Source organism: Aurantivibrio plasticivorans, assembly GCF_055392955.1.
Genome location: NZ_AP036020.1, coordinates 3,727,168 through 3,742,543, shown reverse-complemented (window position 1 = coordinate 3,742,543; position 15,376 = coordinate 3,727,168). Strand labels below are relative to the sequence as shown.

Sequence of the window (15,376 nt, the reverse complement as noted above, 5' to 3'; positions counted from 1 at the left end):
ACGACCAGCTTTTGTAGCGTTTAGTCGTCGGTTTTCAGTTTATCGATGGCCTCATTGAGTGCGGCGACGTCGCGACAGATATTTTCTGAAACAGATTGGACGTCAGCAGCGACTTGCGTATTTTCTGATGTGGCTGAGGAAATTCTGTTGATACTGGTATCGATTTCATTACTGGCTTCAGCTTGTTGTTGTGTTGCGGTTGCGATGAGCGAACTCATTTGGTGGAATTGTTTTATCGCGGCAACCACGTGTGTCAGAGCTTCTTTCGCTTCACTGATTTGTTCTGAACTGGTTTGCGCACTTTGAGTGCTTGTTTCCATCACTTCTACTGCTTTTCGTGCTTGTGTTTGTAAGCGCTGAATAATTGTTTCGATTTCTTCGGTCGACTCTTGGGTGCGTTGCGCCAGTGTGCGCACTTCGTCCGCCACGACTGCAAAGCCTCGTCCTTGTTCTCCCGCCCGTGCGGCTTCAATAGCCGCGTTCAACGCCAGTAGATTGGTTTGTTCTGCGATATTGGTGATGACAGTGAGCACGTTGCCAATTTCTTGGCTTTCTTTATCAAGCTCCTGCATTACACCGACAGCATCATTCAAGTTGTTGCTCATGTTGTTGATGCCGTTAAATGTACTTTCCACTATCGACTGGCTGGCAGTGGCTTCACTCGCAACATCGTTGGCGTCGCGCTCGGAGTCGTTCGCGTGATCGCTGACTTCTCGAATGGTCGCTGACATTTCGTTCATCGCCGTTGCTACTTGCTCGATCTCCTTACTTTGCTTGGCTGTATTGGACGCCGCCGTTCGCGATGCACTAATCAATGAATCGGTTTGTTGCGAGATGCTATGTGACAATGACTTGGCGGAGCCTGAGAGGGCGCCAACTTGCTGGATCATGCGATTGTAGGCGGAGAACATATCCGACACTTCGTTATCGCTAGCAGGTTCGTGAATGGGTCGAGAAAAGTTGCCGCTGGCGACTTCATTTAGGTGGTTGCGCAATCGATTGATTTGCGTCATTAACCAGTTCATACCAAGAAAATGGCTAATCAAAGAGGTTAACAAAATTGCGATAGAAAATAGTAGGGCGACGGTTTGAAAGCGTTGTGTTTTCGCATTGGCTGCGCTAGCCATGAGGCCAACTGCCTCGTTCATTGTCCTTAAGACAACTAGGCTTTGCTCGTTCAGGGCTTTAAGTTCGGAGGTGCTCCCAGAACTAATGTACTGCTTGATCCGATCTTTATAGTTACTCCAGGCGCGTTGGACTTGCGTTAGTTTTGTTTCTACCGCTTCATTCGGTGGTGCGAGTATACCTTTGGCAGGATTGCCAGCTAGCAAGTCTCTGTGCGACGTTTCGAATAGCTCGATAGTTGCATCGATAGTCGCCTGGGATTCTGCACCCTGCTGGACTAGAAAGGCTTCTTTTGCCACCCGCTGGCTCAGCATTCTCTGCCGGCCAGCCAGGTTTACCGTGTCGGCGCTGGCTGATAGGGTGAGATAGAGAGTAAGAGTAGAGCCAATGGCAAGGGCTATGATGGCTAGTGAGGCGATTGCAAACTGGCTCTTGATGCTGCGGCAGCCCAGCATTCGCAAAAAACTATCCATGATAAGGCTCAATTGGTAACGCATGAAAAACCTCAGGGAGTTAAAACTCAGTTGCAGCAAAGAATAATGGTTCTCCCTCTTTAATGGGGAAGAGCAAGCCAACGTCTGTGGCACTTTTGATGGTGATTGTTTCTCGTAGATAGAGCATAAGTTGTGATGCTCAAAGTACCTATCAGGCCTCACAATGTGGCTCTTGTTTCAACAGTATAGACAAGAATCGAAAGGTCGCCGTGCGCGTGTGGGTGGCTAACTTTCGTGCAAAAATGTTCAATTCTGTCTTTTTAAGGGCCTGGGTTGCTTAGGGGTGGTAGTTTGGCGCAGGATCACTTATAAATCGCACTCTATTTGTGGGGAAGGTATTCATGTCAGAACAGCAGAGTCGTCGAGTCAATTCGCTAACCGTTGTGCTAGTTGGGGTTGTTGTGGTTTTAGTGTTCGCGGTTGGCTGGTTAGTGTTAGCTCCGCAGGAAGAGCTAACACCGCGGCCTGCAATGATAGAAGTTGCACCTATCCAACCAATAGCAAGAGATGCATCGCCTAAACCGGCGCCATTGTCGACTCCCGTTACAACCCAGGAAGAGACGGCTGAAGAAGAGGTTGTTCCGGCGCCGATGGACCCTCCTGGTCCCCCGTTACCTGCCTTACCCAGCTTAAATGAAAGCGATACGGCTGTGATGGACATAGCATCGGATCTAGATCCTCTACAAAAACTCAGTGCTTTACTGATTCCAGATCGCGTTCTCTTAAAGTTCGTGCGCGCAGTTATTGCGCTTGATGAAGGGAATGTAGTGAAGGATTACCGACCGCTTGAATCGCCTGCGCCGCCAATGAAAGTGATCGCGATCGACGAACCGTTAAATATTGAAATTGGCCAACGCTACCGCATTGATCCGGCGAATTATGGCCGTTATAACGCTTATGTCGATGCGCTGGTTGCTGTGGATAAAGAGCGTGTAGCGGCACTTTACCATCATTATTACCCGTTATTGGATGAAGCTTACCAGCAGTATGGCGTTGATCGCGGTGGTTTCCTGAATGTGACGCTGCGAGCCATTGATGCGGTTAACGCTGTAAAAATAAATGACTTCAATGCGGTACTCATTCAACCCAAAGTGTTTTATGAATTTCAAGACCCGCAACTACAGGCGAAACCTGGGCCGTATAAATTGTTGTTTAGGCTAGGGCCAGATCATTCAGCGAAAGTTCAAGCTGCATTGCGTGAGCTTCGCGCCGCTTTAGTCAAACCCAGATAACTTCCAATGAGAGCTAAGTTGTAAATTTATGCCAATTTTTCAGCCAGAACCCGATGTCGAAACGTTTCGGTTGTCGCGCGACGACGCAAGCGAATCGTTATCCTGTGTTTCACCTTTTAGTTTTGAATTGGATGGCCACCGCTGGCCAACGGTTGAACATTACTATCAAGCGATGAAGTTCGATAGCGCAGGCTTGCAATCAAAAATTGCGTCTGCTGCTACCGCGCAGGCAGCTAGAAAAATTGGCCGTGGATTTTTTCGGCGGCCACGTAAAGATTGGTCGAAAGTACGCGAAGTTGTCATGACTCGCGCTGTTTACATACGAGCACGGACGCATGAGGACATTGCTGAACGATTGTTGGCAACCGACGATCAGCCCATCGTGGAAACGAGTGTGTACGATTATCACTGGGGTTGTGGTCGCGATGGTCGAGGACACAATCACTACGGTAAAGTGTTGATGAATGTTCGTGATAAGCTGCGTGAAGAGCGCGCCAAACAAAATGATCAGTCTGACTCTACGCATAGTGGAGGCTAGTTGTATCGTGGCCGTGTGTTATGAAGCGTCACGCTTGCGTCAATATCTGATTCAAACCTTAATGTCTTGATTCTGCTAACAGTATGCGAATTCATTTAGCTCCGATGGAAGGAGTTGTAGACCATACCATGCGTACCTTACTCACCGAGGTGGGTGGTGTGGATCGGTGTGTGACAGAGTTTGTGCGTATCACGGACCAGCGTTTGCCGCCTCGCGTTTTTTATCGCCTATGTCCAGAGTTGCGAAACCAAGGTAAAACCGCAAACGGTATTCCTGTTTACGTACAGTTGCTGGGTGGCAAACCAGAATTTATGGCTGTTAATGCAGAGCGTGCAGCAGAGCTAGGGGCGCCAGGTATTGATATCAACTTTGGTTGTCCTGCCAAGCAGGTTAATAAAAACGATGGTGGATCAATTATTTTGCGTGAACCGCAACGGGTGTATGACATTACCCGTGCGGTTCGTGATGCGGTGAATAACACTGTACCGGTGACGGTGAAAATGCGTTTGGGTTATGACAATGCCGACCAGTTTATCGATACAGTTGATGCCATTGTTGAGGCCGGTGCGGACGAGCTTACGGTGCATGCGCGTACCAAAGTTGATGGGTATAAACCACCTGCATTTTGGTCGGAGATTAGGGCTGCGAAAGAGCGTCACCAGTTACCCATCTATGCGAACGGTGAAATTTGGTCTTTTGCCGATTATCAGCAATGCGTTGCACAAAGCGGTTGTGATGATGTGATGCTCGGTCGTGGTCTATTATCACGACCGGGATTAGCCTTGCTTATAAAAAACCATAGTGATCAATCAGACTTATCATGGTTTCAGGTGCTAGCCCTGCTGCTACGTTTTAGTGATATTACACATGAGGCCTATGACCCACGTTATGTAGGGAATCGGGTAAAACAGTGGCTGGGATATTTGCGTCAGTACTATACCGAAGCAAGTGAGCTATTTGAGACCGTCAAACGAATGCGCAGTGCTACCGAGATTCGCAGTGCGATTTTAAAGCAACGAGATCAATACGAAGCAGCGGCGTGATAGCTTTTATGCCATATTCTGCGCGATGAATACTAAGTAGGGGAAACTGCGTTTTATGAGTGAGAATTCGGTAAAAGAATTGTTGCAATTGAGTGAGGCAGAAGCAAGGGTGTTGGGCTCGCTTATGGAAAAGCAATTAACCACACCTGAGACCTATCCACTAACTCTCAATGCCTTAGTGACAGCATGCAATCAAAAAACTAGCCGCGAGCCAGTCACTCATTATTCATCCGGCGAGGTGCAGCAGGTGGTGAATAGTCTGCGGGATCGAGATTTGATCGAAGTTGAATATGGCTCGCGAGCTGACAGATTTAATCAACGGTTATCCAAACACCTCTATCTAGATAAGCCGCAGCAAGCACTACTCACCATCATGTTATTGCGAGGCCCTCAGACAGTGGGCGATTTGTTTGCGCGCACGCAGAGGATGGCTGCCTTTGATAGTACTGAGTCTGTGAGTACTCAGCTTGAAATTCTTTGTCAAAAAGTTACGCCGTTTTTGATACAAATACCTCGTCAGTCTGGACAGCGAGAAGATCGTTATATGCATCTACTCTGCGGCGATGTTGACGCCGACAGCTTTGTGGAGACCGCTCCTGTCGTTAAAGCAGCCTCGCCTAGCACCGTTGCTTTAGAAGAACGAATTGCCCTGCTGGAAGCTCAGGTTGAAAAATTACTCGCGCATACTGGTTTAGGCAGTAAGTAGATTGGTTTTGCCCTGTGGTTAGCAGTATCGTACTGACAAGCCTATTTATTATAATCGCGCTCAGTGCGTGGTACCTGTTCATATGGCCCAGGCAAAAGCGGGCCCGTATAGTGAATCGAGAGTTCCCTGTTCAGTGGGAAGGTATTCTAGTAAAAAGCTTACCCATTTATACCCAATTAGCTGATTCAATAAAACAAGAATTGCATGGCCATATTCAGGTGTTTTTATCTGAAAAGGAATTTGTCGGTTGTGCGGGGCTTGCTGTAACAGAAAAGATGCGCGTTATTATTGCCGCGCAAGCGTGCTTACTTGTCTTGAATCGCCCTAGCCGAAGCTATTCTGGGCTTCACTATATTTATATTTACCCATCGTCTTTTAAAGTGAATCGAACAGTAAGAGACGAACTGGGGTTGGTGTCTGAACAATCGCATCATTTACTCGGTGAGTCTTGGGATAGCGGTAAAGTTATTCTCGCCTGGGACCAGGTGGCTGAAGGTGTGCGAAACTTTAAAGACGGTCATAATGTTGTTTTGCATGAATTTGCACATCAGTTGGATCACGAATCGGGAGTCACCAATGGGGCTCCCCTTTTATATACGCAAGGCGCTTACAAGCAATGGGCTCAGGTCTTGGCAAAAGAGTTTGAGTCATTACAGCGTTTGGACCCGGCTCAGCGAAGTGTTATAGATCAGTATGGTGCCACGAATCCCGCTGAATTTTTTGCAGTCGCGACGGAAACCTTCTTTGAAGAGCCAGAAAGAATGTCACGTCATCATCAAGAATTGTTTGATCAATTAAAGGCGTATTATCGGATTGATCCTAGGGATTGGTCTTTGGTAACTGAGTCGCGAGATAGTTGATAAATTAGGGTTAGTTAATAACAAGGAATATTATGAAAAAAATTGGATTGGTGGCTTTGCTCTTGCTGGTGGTGGCTGCGTTTTTCCAACTTGATTTGCATCAGTGGTTAAGTTTCGAAAAACTCAAAGCATCACAAGACACTTTTCAACAGTGGTATTCCGCAAACCCGCTATTGGTGCCTCTCGCCTACTTTATTCTTTATGTCATAGTGACCGCGTTATCTCTACCAGGGGCGGCGGTGATGACGCTGGCGGGTGGGGCGCTGTTTGGCTTATGGATGGGGCTGCTGTTGGTTTCATTTGCCTCATCGATGGGCGCAACGCTTGCGTTTTTAGTTTCTCGCTTTCTGTTACACGATACCGTTCAGCAGCGGTTTGGATCAAAGTTAAAAGCGATTAATAAAGGTGTTGAAAAAGAAGGTGCCTTTTATCTCTTTACGCTCCGCTTGGTTCCCGCATTTCCGTTTGTTCTTATTAATCTCGCAATGGGGCTAACGCCAATAAAAACGTGGACTTTCTATTGGGTGAGTCAGGTGGGAATGTTGGCGGGTACTATCGTATACGTTAATGCTGGAACTCAATTGGCTGATATTGAACAGCTTTCGGGCATCTTGTCTCCTACATTAATCGGGTCGTTTTTACTGCTAGGCCTATTTCCTCTTATTGCGAAAAAAATTGTGTCTTGGTTTAAATCGCAGCGTGTCTACAAAGGGTGGAAAAAACCCAAGCGATTTGACAACAACATGGTGGTCATCGGTGGTGGTGCAGCGGGTCTCGTGAGTGCTTATATTGCAGCGACGGTTAAAGCGAAGGTGACATTGGTAGAGTCCCACAAAATGGGCGGTGATTGTTTGAATTATGGTTGCGTGCCGAGTAAGGCATTAATTAAATCAGCCACTTTGGCTCACCAAATAGCAAATGCCGATCGCTTTGGTCTATCGGCGAGTACACCGCAAGTGTCTTTTAAGGCGGTGATGCAACGCATTGAATCAGTCGTTAAAGCCATTGAACCTCACGACAGTGTAGAACGGTATACGTCGCTTGGCGTTAATGTCGTCGATGGATATGCAACAATTGTTGATCCATGGACCGTTGAAATAAAAACGAAAACAGGTGCGCAAAGGGTCACGACGCGAAGTATTGTGATTGCCGCGGGTGCCTCCCCCTTTGTGCCGCCGCTGCCAGGTATCGAGGATAGTGGTTACGTTACCAGCGACACGTTATGGGAAAAGTTTGCCCAATATGAAAAGCCGCCGCAGAGGCTGTTGATTCTGGGAGGAGGTCCTATTGGTTGTGAGTTGGCACAGAGTTTCCAGCGTCTCGGAAGTCAGGTAACACAAGTCGAAATGTTGCCTAGGTTAATGATTCGTGAAGATGTAGACATATCTGAGCGGGTGTCAGAACGTCTTACTAAAGAAGGCGTTGCTGTTTTAACTGAGCACAAAGCGCTGCGTTGCGAGCAGCGGCCAGAGGGACGCTATCTCATCGTGGAACACAAAGGAGAGGAGATCTCTCTTGCGTATGATGAAATGATCTGTGCTGTTGGTCGTTCTGCTCGATTAACCGGCTACGGTTTGGAAGAGCTGGGTATCGATACCAATAAAACCGTCATAACAGATGAGTACTTGGCGACACTCTACCCCAATATATTTGCTGCCGGTGATGTCGCAGGGCCTTACCAATTTACACACACGGCATCTCATCAAGCATGGTATGCGGCAGTGAATGCGTTGTTTGGTGGGTTTAAAAAGTTTAAGGCGGATTACAGGGTTATTCCCTGGGTCACGTTTGTAGATCCTGAGGTGGCTAGAGTAGGGATTAATGAGCAGGAAGCAAAAGAGGCTGGAATTCGCTACGAAGTGACGACATACAACATCGATGATTTAGATAGGGCGATTGCTGAGAGTGAAGCAGAAGGGATTGTTAAAATTATTACGGTCTCTGGTCAGGACAAAATTCTTGGTGTTACTATTGTGGGGTCTCATGCTGGCGAGCTTCTTGCGGAGTTTGTGATCGCAATGAAACACAATATCGGCCTGAATAAAATACTCGGTACTATACATACATATCCCACCTGGTCTGAAGCAAACAAATATGTTGCTGGCGAGTGGAAGAAAGCCAGAACGCCTGAAAAACTGCTGACCTGGGTTGAAAAATATCACCGTTGGCGGCGCGGGTAAGGCCAGTATGTTTAGACGGTGATGATAATCTGAACCCATGACCCATACTTCACTCAATATTGAACTGCTTTCAAGTCTTCAAGCGCTATTGCCGTCGGCATCGTTAGAGGTATTTCAGGTACCTGAAACACCCATTGACCTATTTCTGATTAATGCTGACTACCCACGTGGGCGGCTGCCTGACGACGTGGCGCTCGCTATCATGGAAAACCCGCTGTACTGGGCTTTTTGCTGGGCCTCCGGTGCGGTTCTGTCTCAATATATTTTGCGTAATCCTCAATTAGTTGACGATAAAACAGTTGTGGATTTTGGGTGCGGTTCAGGTGTTGTTGCAGTTGCTGCGGCAATGGCTGGTGCAAAGCGAGTGATTGCTTGCGATATAGACCCCTTGGCGATTATGGCCACTAAATCTAACGCGATGTTAAATAATGTTGTGTTAGAAATAGAAGACGATTTCGAGAAGGTGCCCGATTCAGTAGATTTGATCGTAGCAGCAGATGTTTTATATGACCGAGAGAATTTACCTTGGTTAAAGCGTTTTCAACAGCGAGCAGCTAGCGTGTTGGTCGGTGATTCTAGAATTAAAAATTTCTCTTATGATGGATACAGAAAACTTGGGGAAAAGGAATCATGTACTCTCCCAGACTTAGATGAATCTGCTGAGTTTCGGCGGGTTTCACTGTATCAGTCTGGATGAAGCGCATGTGAGATTGCGGTTTGGAAGTTGTGTTAACCTGTATTTATCGGCTTTCAGCCGTCGGCGTGCGTGAGGCCCCTTGGTGAAATTGATCCATATCATTGAGATGATAGCCTTGAATAGCATCACAACCACAGCGCTCGACTAGCCGATAAGTCTCATCATCAGCGACACCCTCGGCAATAACATGTAACCCAAGTGTGTGTCCAAGGCTACATATAGCGGCGATAAGTGTCTCCCTTGATACACCGTCGGTCCTCGGTGCTAGTAATCGTCTATCTATTTTTAGTTGTTGGCAGTTTAGGCTGCCGATATATTCAATCGAGCTGAATCCGGTACCATACTGATCGACTGCGACATTAACGCCTCCACTGGCTAAAGAGTCTACAGACATCTTTATATCATGCATGCTCTGGGCTAATTGTTGTTCTGCGATATCAATGATGATGTCGCTTGGGGTAAGGCCAAATTTTCCTGCCTGTGTAATGATGGTATTTGTAATTGAATGGTTATTTAAAGCCTTTGCACTAAGATTAATTGCGCATTTAAGTTGAGGAAACGCTTTTTGTATCTCCAGCAGTTTAGCTAGTGCGAGCGGGACAAAGTTTTTGTAATATTCCGACATGATGTCTGCGTGATTGCAAATCGAAAAAATCTCTTTTTCATTAAAAGATTTAGAATGTTTTCCAAAATTTGGCAACATTTCAATTGATTCAATGGCTTCTTGGTTAACGCAGAACACTGGCCGGTAGTCGATGCTAAAATCACCATTTTTTATTAATGTTTTTATCTTCCCTTGCTCTATCTCTTTGTGCTCCCTCGCCAAGTCTACTTCTGGCAAATATTTCTTATAATTTAAGTTATCTGTAATAGCTTGTTTGACTGCAATATTCGCTTGTCTAAGTAGGTCGGCAGAGCGGTGTGTCGTGGCATTAGTTACTGACATGCCAATCGCCAATTTGGGAGTAACAGAGTTTCCTTCGATATTTTGTGTTTTAGAAAGTAAGCTAGTAAATTTTTGCGAAGTGTAGTGGCCAATATGCGATTCGCAAGTATTTAGGAGGGTGGAAAATTCATTGCCGTGTAAGCGTGCTACGATGTCTCCTTTGCTAAGGTTTTGAGTTATGTTGCGGCTAATCAATTTAATAACTTCGTCGCCTATATCTTCGCCAAATTGATCATTTATATCGGTTAAGTTGGTGATTTGTATTCTCAATAGGCATGACTGAATCTGAAATTTACGGAATTGCTCGACAGCTTCTTCTATATGTTTGTCGAAAGATAGACTATTGATGAGCCCTGTAAGTTGATCATGGTTAGATTTGAAATTGATTTCGGCCTTTTTTGCGAAACGAGAAACGGTGTCATTGAGAGCGTTGGACAAAACCGCTTCGTTGAGGTCACTTTTTAGTAAGTAGTTTTGTATGCCTAGCTGTATCAGTTCTTTGGCTATTAATTCATTACTTTGGCCGGTTATGACCACAATTGGGAATTGTAACTCCCCAAATTTGAGTTTAATTCTTTGTAGCAAGTCTTTGGCATTTCCATCCGGAAGGCTGTAATCCATGATGCAGCAGGCTGGTGTTACACTATCCAGGTGCAAAAGAGCATTTTCGACACCATTTACATAATAAAAATCGGTAAAGATATGCTTGGATGAATCGAGCAAGCGTAAATAGTGTGCGTAATCTGCTGGGTTGTCCTCGATGATGAGTAATTCACGATTCTTTTTCATGCTGGGTCTATCCATAGTTGGGGTTGCTGCGTTGCGGGATTGAAATGCTCACTTCAGTCCCTTTCCCTAATTCACTCGTGATTGCTAGCTGGCCGCCATGGAGTTCACTTATATGGCGCGCTATTTCTAAACCGTATGTATGCGAAACTTTATGTTCGTTGTGTTCGTCGTAATGTGGGCGTTGTAAATACTCGATTTGTTCTTCAGCCATGCCTTGGCCCGTATCTTTTACCGTGATTACCAGTTGTGACGTGTTTTGTGCCTTTTCACTCGAGGCTCTAATAGTAATTTCGCCAGAGTGCGTAAATTTAATTGCGTTGCTTAATAGGTTGCCAACAACTTGTTTTATTCTATTTAAGTCTGCGTAGGCGATGATGTCTGTAGGATAAAAAATTGACAGCGTGTTTTCGTTATTTTTGGCTATAGGAGCATAGCTTTGCTCGAGTTCACTGAATAGCTCAGCGAGCTTGAATGGCTTACGATAAAGCACAAGGTTGTCTAAATCAATCTCTGAATAACCCGTTAAATTCTCCACAAGATTCTTCAAGTGAGAATAAGAACGATTTATTTTTTCAAAGCAATCGTTGATTCTGCCCTTGGTGTCTCCATCTGAAGCATTTTGCCAATTGTTTTCGACAATTTTAAGGTAACCTCCAATGTCACTTAGCGGTGTCTTAATATCTTGGCAAACCTGAAAAACATGCCTCGAGCCTTGCTCTTGACTGTATAGCATATCTTGCTGTTGTTCGAAGCGGTAACGGGCATAGCGGAGAGAGCGCTCCAAGTGGTTTGGGCTAATGTTATTTTTATCCCAGTAATCTTGAATACCCAAAGCCATTAGCTTCCGGTCAATCTCCTTATCTTCAAAGCCGGTCATAATGACAATGGGTAGCTGACGGATATCTCTCGTTTGTAATTGTGCGATAAAGTCGAAGGCTGTTTGGCCAAATAGTCGATAATCAACTAAGCACACATCAATTTGGTCTTGCTGATCATCCAAAAATGTCAACGCGTCTTTAATGGTCGTAAAGCTACTTGCCTCGTATGCCGAACCGTCTATCTCGTCGAGAATCCTTTCCACCCGCCGAAGATCAGCAGGGTTGTCATCAAGGATAAGAATGCGTGTTACAAAAGAGGTATCTGACATCTACTGCTTCCTACTACTATTACTTACAACGCGGGTAGTTTTGCTAAATTAAACCAAAACTCTTCTATTTTCTTCGCAATAGATACGAAGTCTTTCTCTTCCATAGGCTTCGTTAAATAGGCGTTAGCTCCACTACGATATGCCTGTCTAATATCGTGATCGCTTGACGAGGTCGTTAACATGACGACCGGAAGGTGTTTAAGTTCTTCAGTGTTTCGTATGGTTTGTAGCGTTTCAATTCCACCCATTAATGGCATATTGATATCCAGTAGGACGAGTAGGTGAAGATCATTATATCGCTCGCCTATATTAGTGGACTGATCTTTGAGGATTTGAAGTGCTTCGATACCGTTGTTGGCAATTAGCAGATTGCATTGGATATTTGCATCTTCGAGAGCCCTACGTATCAACGTTTGATCGGCAAGGCTGTCTTCGACTAGCATGATGCTGGCAATATTTTTGTTGTCAATCGATTGATTAGCTTGCATGAGCGATCGAGCTCTCTTGTTGTGCAAGTTGAAGGTTTATCGTAAATCGCGTGCCGCGATTGGGTGATGAATCTACTGATATTCTCCCGTTATGTCTTTCGATCACTTTCTTAACGATAGCTAAGCCGATACCGGTACCATCATACTCAGATACTGCGTGCAGTTTTTTGAACGCACCAAATATTTCATCCGTTTTGTCCTGCTGTATACCAATGCCATTGTCCTCTATCACTAAGGTACACATTCCTTTTGTGTTCTCGTCTAGACGGGTTATGTTGACCTGAGGTGTAGATCCTGGCTTATGAAATTTAATCGCATTGTTAACTAGATTGAGAAACACGCTAGCTAATTGTGTGTCGTCTCCCCTGACGATTGGTAGGTGGTCATACGCGACGTTTGCATTAGTTTCTTTAATTAAACCGTCGAGCTGGGCGACTATGTTATCCATGCAATCATTGAGATTAACGTCGCTGAACTCGAGTGTCTTGTTCGATACTCTAGACAATTGAAGGAGATCATCAATGAGGCGAGTCATGCGTTCAGATGCGCTATTGATAAATTCAATGTCTTCATTAATTCGCGTGGTATCGCCATTTTGTAAATCTTTAAGTAAATACTTGCTGAACGTTCGCATCGTTCGCAGCGGCTCTTTGAGGTCATGTGATGCGATGTAGGCAAACTGATTCAATTCTTGGTTGATGCTGGATAATTCTTGGTTTTGGTCTTCGAGCGCTTCTTTTAATCGTTTTTCTTCTTGGATATCAAGAATCTGTGCAGCGATATGGGTGATTTCACCCTTGTTATTGAGTACGGGGGAGGCCGCTAAATACCCCCAAACAACCTCGCCATCTTTCCGTAGGTAGCGTTTCTCTGCCAGCATAACCTCGTTAGGCTCGATTAATAATCGGTCAAATAACGCTCGTCTCTCTTCCCGTGTTTCCTCGGGTACTAAATCCAGGAAGGACCGCCCGATGATTTCGTCTTTGTCATAACCCAGCCAACGACAAAAAGCATTGTTAATATCAATATAATTCCCTTGGGCGTCTGTAATTGCCATAGCGACTGGAGAATTTTCGATGGCAGCTCGCAGCATAGCTTCATGTTCGGCGAGTTTTTCTTGGGTGGCGAGTTGCTCGGATAGATCTCTAATGACGACGGTGTAGAATATTTTCCCGTCATCAATGCCTCTCGATATTTTTGCTTCTAGCGGCACTTCTTTCCCGCTGCGCTTCATTCCACGTACCGTAGTCGATAGACCATTATTCGGTTGGGGAGAGTTATGCTGTTCAGCAAATTGCGCTTCAATTTTTTGTATGAATGCCGCATCCGCTGCGATGGGTGCAAGCTTTACCACATTTTTCCCGATGAGATCCTCTCGAAGGTAGCCAAGCATGGTTGCGGCAGTGTCGTTAATGTCAAGAATGACACCTGAACTGTTTACAATGATAAGCCCGTCCATCAACGCATTGACTGCTCCATCTAAGCGGTTGTGCAGTAGTGTAAGTTGTCGTGAGCGCTGTGCACCTTTCAATAATATATGCATCAACCAGATAATGAGAACGCCACTGATAAAAACCAGCATAGTAGTAACATAGCTTAGCGGCCTATGATGAAAACTGAAAAATGAGGGCGTTGGGGTAACCACCAGCTCCCATGTTTGGCCGGGTATGTTTAATGTCTCAGTTGACGCAAAAAAAGGATCTATATCGATTGCTTTAGTTAATGTTGTACCGTGCTGTTGCTGGATTTGTGCGGCAATGCCTAATCTGTTGGTGAGTGGTGTGAATGAGTCTAGGAGTCTGTTCATGTCAATACGAGCAAGAATCCACCCTTTAAAATCACGTTCTTGATATATTGGCGAGAGTAGGAGTACGGACTGTCCAATAATGGGGCTGTAAACTAAGTTTGAATAGAGGGTGCCTTTATCTTTTGCTAGGTCGAGTGCATTACTTACTTTTTCGTTGGAAGCGAAATTGAAACCAACATGCTCGCTTGAAGTTGTTTCCGGTTCCGCCCAGCCAATCGTTTTATCCGGTTTAATCCACTCAATGGAATTGAATTCATTATGGTCAGCGAGTAAGGCGTGAGTATAGTTGCGCCAATAGGTCTCTCTATCTCCATCGAGGTCTGCCCAGAGTTCGCTGTTGCGGTCGATACAGTTAGACAAGTCATCGAGACTATTAATGATAGCTATTTGCAGTATTTGCGTATCGTGCTCAACGATTTGTTTTAGCCCGCTACTACGTTCGTCTCGTAATTGAAAAAAAATCGCGAAACCCACCATGATGGTAAATGGAGCTACGGTAGCCATTAGGGTTATTCTGAATTCTTTAAATCCAGCAATTGATCTCCAGGTTAAAATTAGCAGTGCTATAGATACTAGGCTTAAGCTGCCGGCCCCATGTGCCGTCATGTATGTGCCAGTTCCCCACCCGATGGGACCAAATATTGTTGTTAGATAGCCTACGAATGCGGCGGAGGATATACCTAATGCAGCGGCGGTAATTCCAGCGATCCATGAAGAGCGGTTGGGGATCGACACGAGTTCACTACTTCTGAGAATAATGGCAGCGCTGATTAAGCAAATGCAAGCGGCGGTATTACCGGCCATTCTTCCTGGGTGCAGTGACGCTGTTGTGAGGTAAGCGTTCTTAAAAAGTTGGTCAATTCCTAAATCAATGAGCGCAAAGTATTGAACTAGGGTGATGCTAGCAATTAAAAAACTGGTAGCAGCGAAAATGCTACTAATAACCTGACTGCGTTTAAAAAGGCTAAAAAACGTGCTGGCGCCTAAAAGAACAATGCAAAGAGCGGTATTAAACTGCATGGGTGAAAAAGCAGGTTGAAGCTGGATGAGGCGCGGAATTTGGAGCCACCAACCAAGCATGACAGCTGAGCCTACGATGGTGGCGGCTAGGCTGCAAAACCAAATAATGAATGCTGCGTGATTAATGGGAAGCTTGCGCATAATGTCCCTGATTGTGAACCCGTTAATTATTGTCGTTGCTTCGGGCACACCATGCAGCGTGGGAACCCGAAAATGCTTCGCTAGTTATATGTTTAATGCAGCAATAATTTTACTGTTAGCGGTAGCCCTAAGTATGTATTAACTTCAGGTATCGGACTAGTAA

The 15,376-nt window shown here is 45.4% G+C and carries 12 protein-coding genes; 7 read left to right on the top strand and 5 right to left on the bottom strand.

The features are described 5' to 3' along the window. Positions 1–20: 20 nt before the first annotated feature. Positions 21–1,598 (bottom strand): methyl-accepting chemotaxis protein, encoded by a 1,578-nt coding sequence (locus ACZ5NB_RS16740; RefSeq protein ID WP_464107592.1) that lies wholly within the window; start codon positions 1,596–1,598, stop codon positions 21–23. Positions 1,599–1,960: 362 nt separating this feature from the next. Here ACZ5NB_RS16740 and ACZ5NB_RS16735 point away from each other — a divergent pair, with 362 nt between their 5' ends. The 7 genes from ACZ5NB_RS16735 to ACZ5NB_RS16705 all read left to right on the top strand — a co-directional run bounded on the left by ACZ5NB_RS16735 (position 1,961) and on the right by ACZ5NB_RS16705 (position 8,875). Beyond that, the gene (locus ACZ5NB_RS16735) at positions 1,961–2,851 is read left to right on the top strand and encodes a DUF3014 domain-containing protein (RefSeq protein ID WP_464107591.1); all 891 of its coding nucleotides are present in this window, start codon (positions 1,961–1,963) and stop codon (positions 2,849–2,851) included. Between the two features lie 28 nt (positions 2,852–2,879). Then, on the top strand, positions 2,880–3,389 hold the full coding sequence (locus tag ACZ5NB_RS16730; protein WP_464107590.1) for an NADAR family protein: 510 nt from the start codon (positions 2,880–2,882) through the stop codon (positions 3,387–3,389). 83 nt (positions 3,390–3,472) lie between these two features. Continuing rightward, the gene (locus ACZ5NB_RS16725) at positions 3,473–4,432 is read left to right on the top strand and encodes a tRNA-dihydrouridine synthase (protein WP_464107589.1); all 960 of its coding nucleotides are present in this window, start codon (positions 3,473–3,475) and stop codon (positions 4,430–4,432) included. A gap of 55 nt (positions 4,433–4,487) precedes the next feature. Further along, positions 4,488–5,138: a YceH family protein gene (locus ACZ5NB_RS16720; protein ID WP_464107588.1), complete on the top strand. Its 651-nt coding sequence runs from the start codon at positions 4,488–4,490 to the stop codon at positions 5,136–5,138. 14 nt (positions 5,139–5,152) lie between these two features. Continuing rightward, complete coding sequence (locus ACZ5NB_RS16715) at positions 5,153–5,998, top strand: M90 family metallopeptidase (protein WP_464107587.1); 846 nt, start codon at positions 5,153–5,155, stop codon at positions 5,996–5,998. 32 nt (positions 5,999–6,030) lie between these two features. Beyond that, positions 6,031–8,178, top strand: a complete 2,148-nt coding sequence (locus tag ACZ5NB_RS16710; RefSeq protein ID WP_464107586.1) for an FAD-dependent oxidoreductase — start codon at positions 6,031–6,033, stop codon at positions 8,176–8,178. Positions 8,179–8,215: 37 nt separating this feature from the next. Beyond that, on the top strand, positions 8,216–8,875 hold the full coding sequence (locus ACZ5NB_RS16705; protein WP_464107585.1) for a class I SAM-dependent methyltransferase: 660 nt from the start codon (positions 8,216–8,218) through the stop codon (positions 8,873–8,875). A 43-nt stretch (positions 8,876–8,918) separates the two neighbouring features. Here ACZ5NB_RS16705 and ACZ5NB_RS16700 read toward each other — a convergent pair whose 3' ends face one another. From ACZ5NB_RS16700 to ACZ5NB_RS16685, 4 genes are read right to left on the bottom strand one after another with little or no spacing between them, the layout of a single operon-like run. Next, complete coding sequence (locus tag ACZ5NB_RS16700; protein WP_464107584.1) at positions 8,919–10,610, bottom strand: two-component system response regulator; 1,692 nt, start codon at positions 10,608–10,610, stop codon at positions 8,919–8,921. A 7-nt stretch (positions 10,611–10,617) separates the two neighbouring features. Beyond that, positions 10,618–11,757 carry a sensor histidine kinase gene (locus ACZ5NB_RS16695; protein WP_464107583.1) on the bottom strand — a complete coding sequence of 380 codons (1,140 nt, stop codon included), beginning with the start codon at positions 11,755–11,757 and terminating at the stop codon, positions 10,618–10,620. A 23-nt stretch (positions 11,758–11,780) separates the two neighbouring features. Then, the gene (locus ACZ5NB_RS16690; RefSeq protein ID WP_464107582.1) at positions 11,781–12,245 is read right to left on the bottom strand and encodes a response regulator; all 465 of its coding nucleotides are present in this window, start codon (positions 12,243–12,245) and stop codon (positions 11,781–11,783) included. Continuing rightward, positions 12,235–15,213 carry a PAS domain S-box protein gene (locus tag ACZ5NB_RS16685; protein ID WP_464107581.1) on the bottom strand — a complete coding sequence of 993 codons (2,979 nt, stop codon included), beginning with the start codon at positions 15,211–15,213 and terminating at the stop codon, positions 12,235–12,237. The genes ACZ5NB_RS16690 and ACZ5NB_RS16685 overlap by 11 nt, the downstream gene beginning before the upstream one ends. Positions 15,214–15,376 lie beyond the last annotated feature (163 nt).

Coding starts and splice junctions, on each gene's coding strand:
- ACZ5NB_RS16735 (WP_464107591.1), top strand. CDS start 1,961: ATGTCAGAACAGCAGAGTCGTCGAGTCAATTCGCTAACCGTTGTGCTA.
- ACZ5NB_RS16725 (WP_464107589.1), top strand. CDS start 3,473: ATGCGAATTCATTTAGCTCCGATGGAAGGAGTTGTAGACCATACCATG.
- ACZ5NB_RS16690 (WP_464107582.1), bottom strand. CDS start 12,245: ATGCAAGCTAATCAATCGATTGACAACAAAAATATTGCCAGCATCATG.
- ACZ5NB_RS16740 (WP_464107592.1), bottom strand. CDS start 1,598: ATGGATAGTTTTTTGCGAATGCTGGGCTGCCGCAGCATCAAGAGCCAG.
- ACZ5NB_RS16710 (WP_464107586.1), top strand. CDS start 6,031: ATGAAAAAAATTGGATTGGTGGCTTTGCTCTTGCTGGTGGTGGCTGCG.
- ACZ5NB_RS16685 (WP_464107581.1), bottom strand. CDS start 15,213: ATGCGCAAGCTTCCCATTAATCACGCAGCATTCATTATTTGGTTTTGC.
- ACZ5NB_RS16720 (WP_464107588.1), top strand. CDS start 4,488: ATGAGTGAGAATTCGGTAAAAGAATTGTTGCAATTGAGTGAGGCAGAA.
- ACZ5NB_RS16700 (WP_464107584.1), bottom strand. CDS start 10,610: ATGAAAAAGAATCGTGAATTACTCATCATCGAGGACAACCCAGCAGAT.
- ACZ5NB_RS16695 (WP_464107583.1), bottom strand. CDS start 11,757: ATGTCAGATACCTCTTTTGTAACACGCATTCTTATCCTTGATGACAAC.
- ACZ5NB_RS16730 (WP_464107590.1), top strand. CDS start 2,880: ATGCCAATTTTTCAGCCAGAACCCGATGTCGAAACGTTTCGGTTGTCG.
- ACZ5NB_RS16705 (WP_464107585.1), top strand. CDS start 8,216: ATGACCCATACTTCACTCAATATTGAACTGCTTTCAAGTCTTCAAGCG.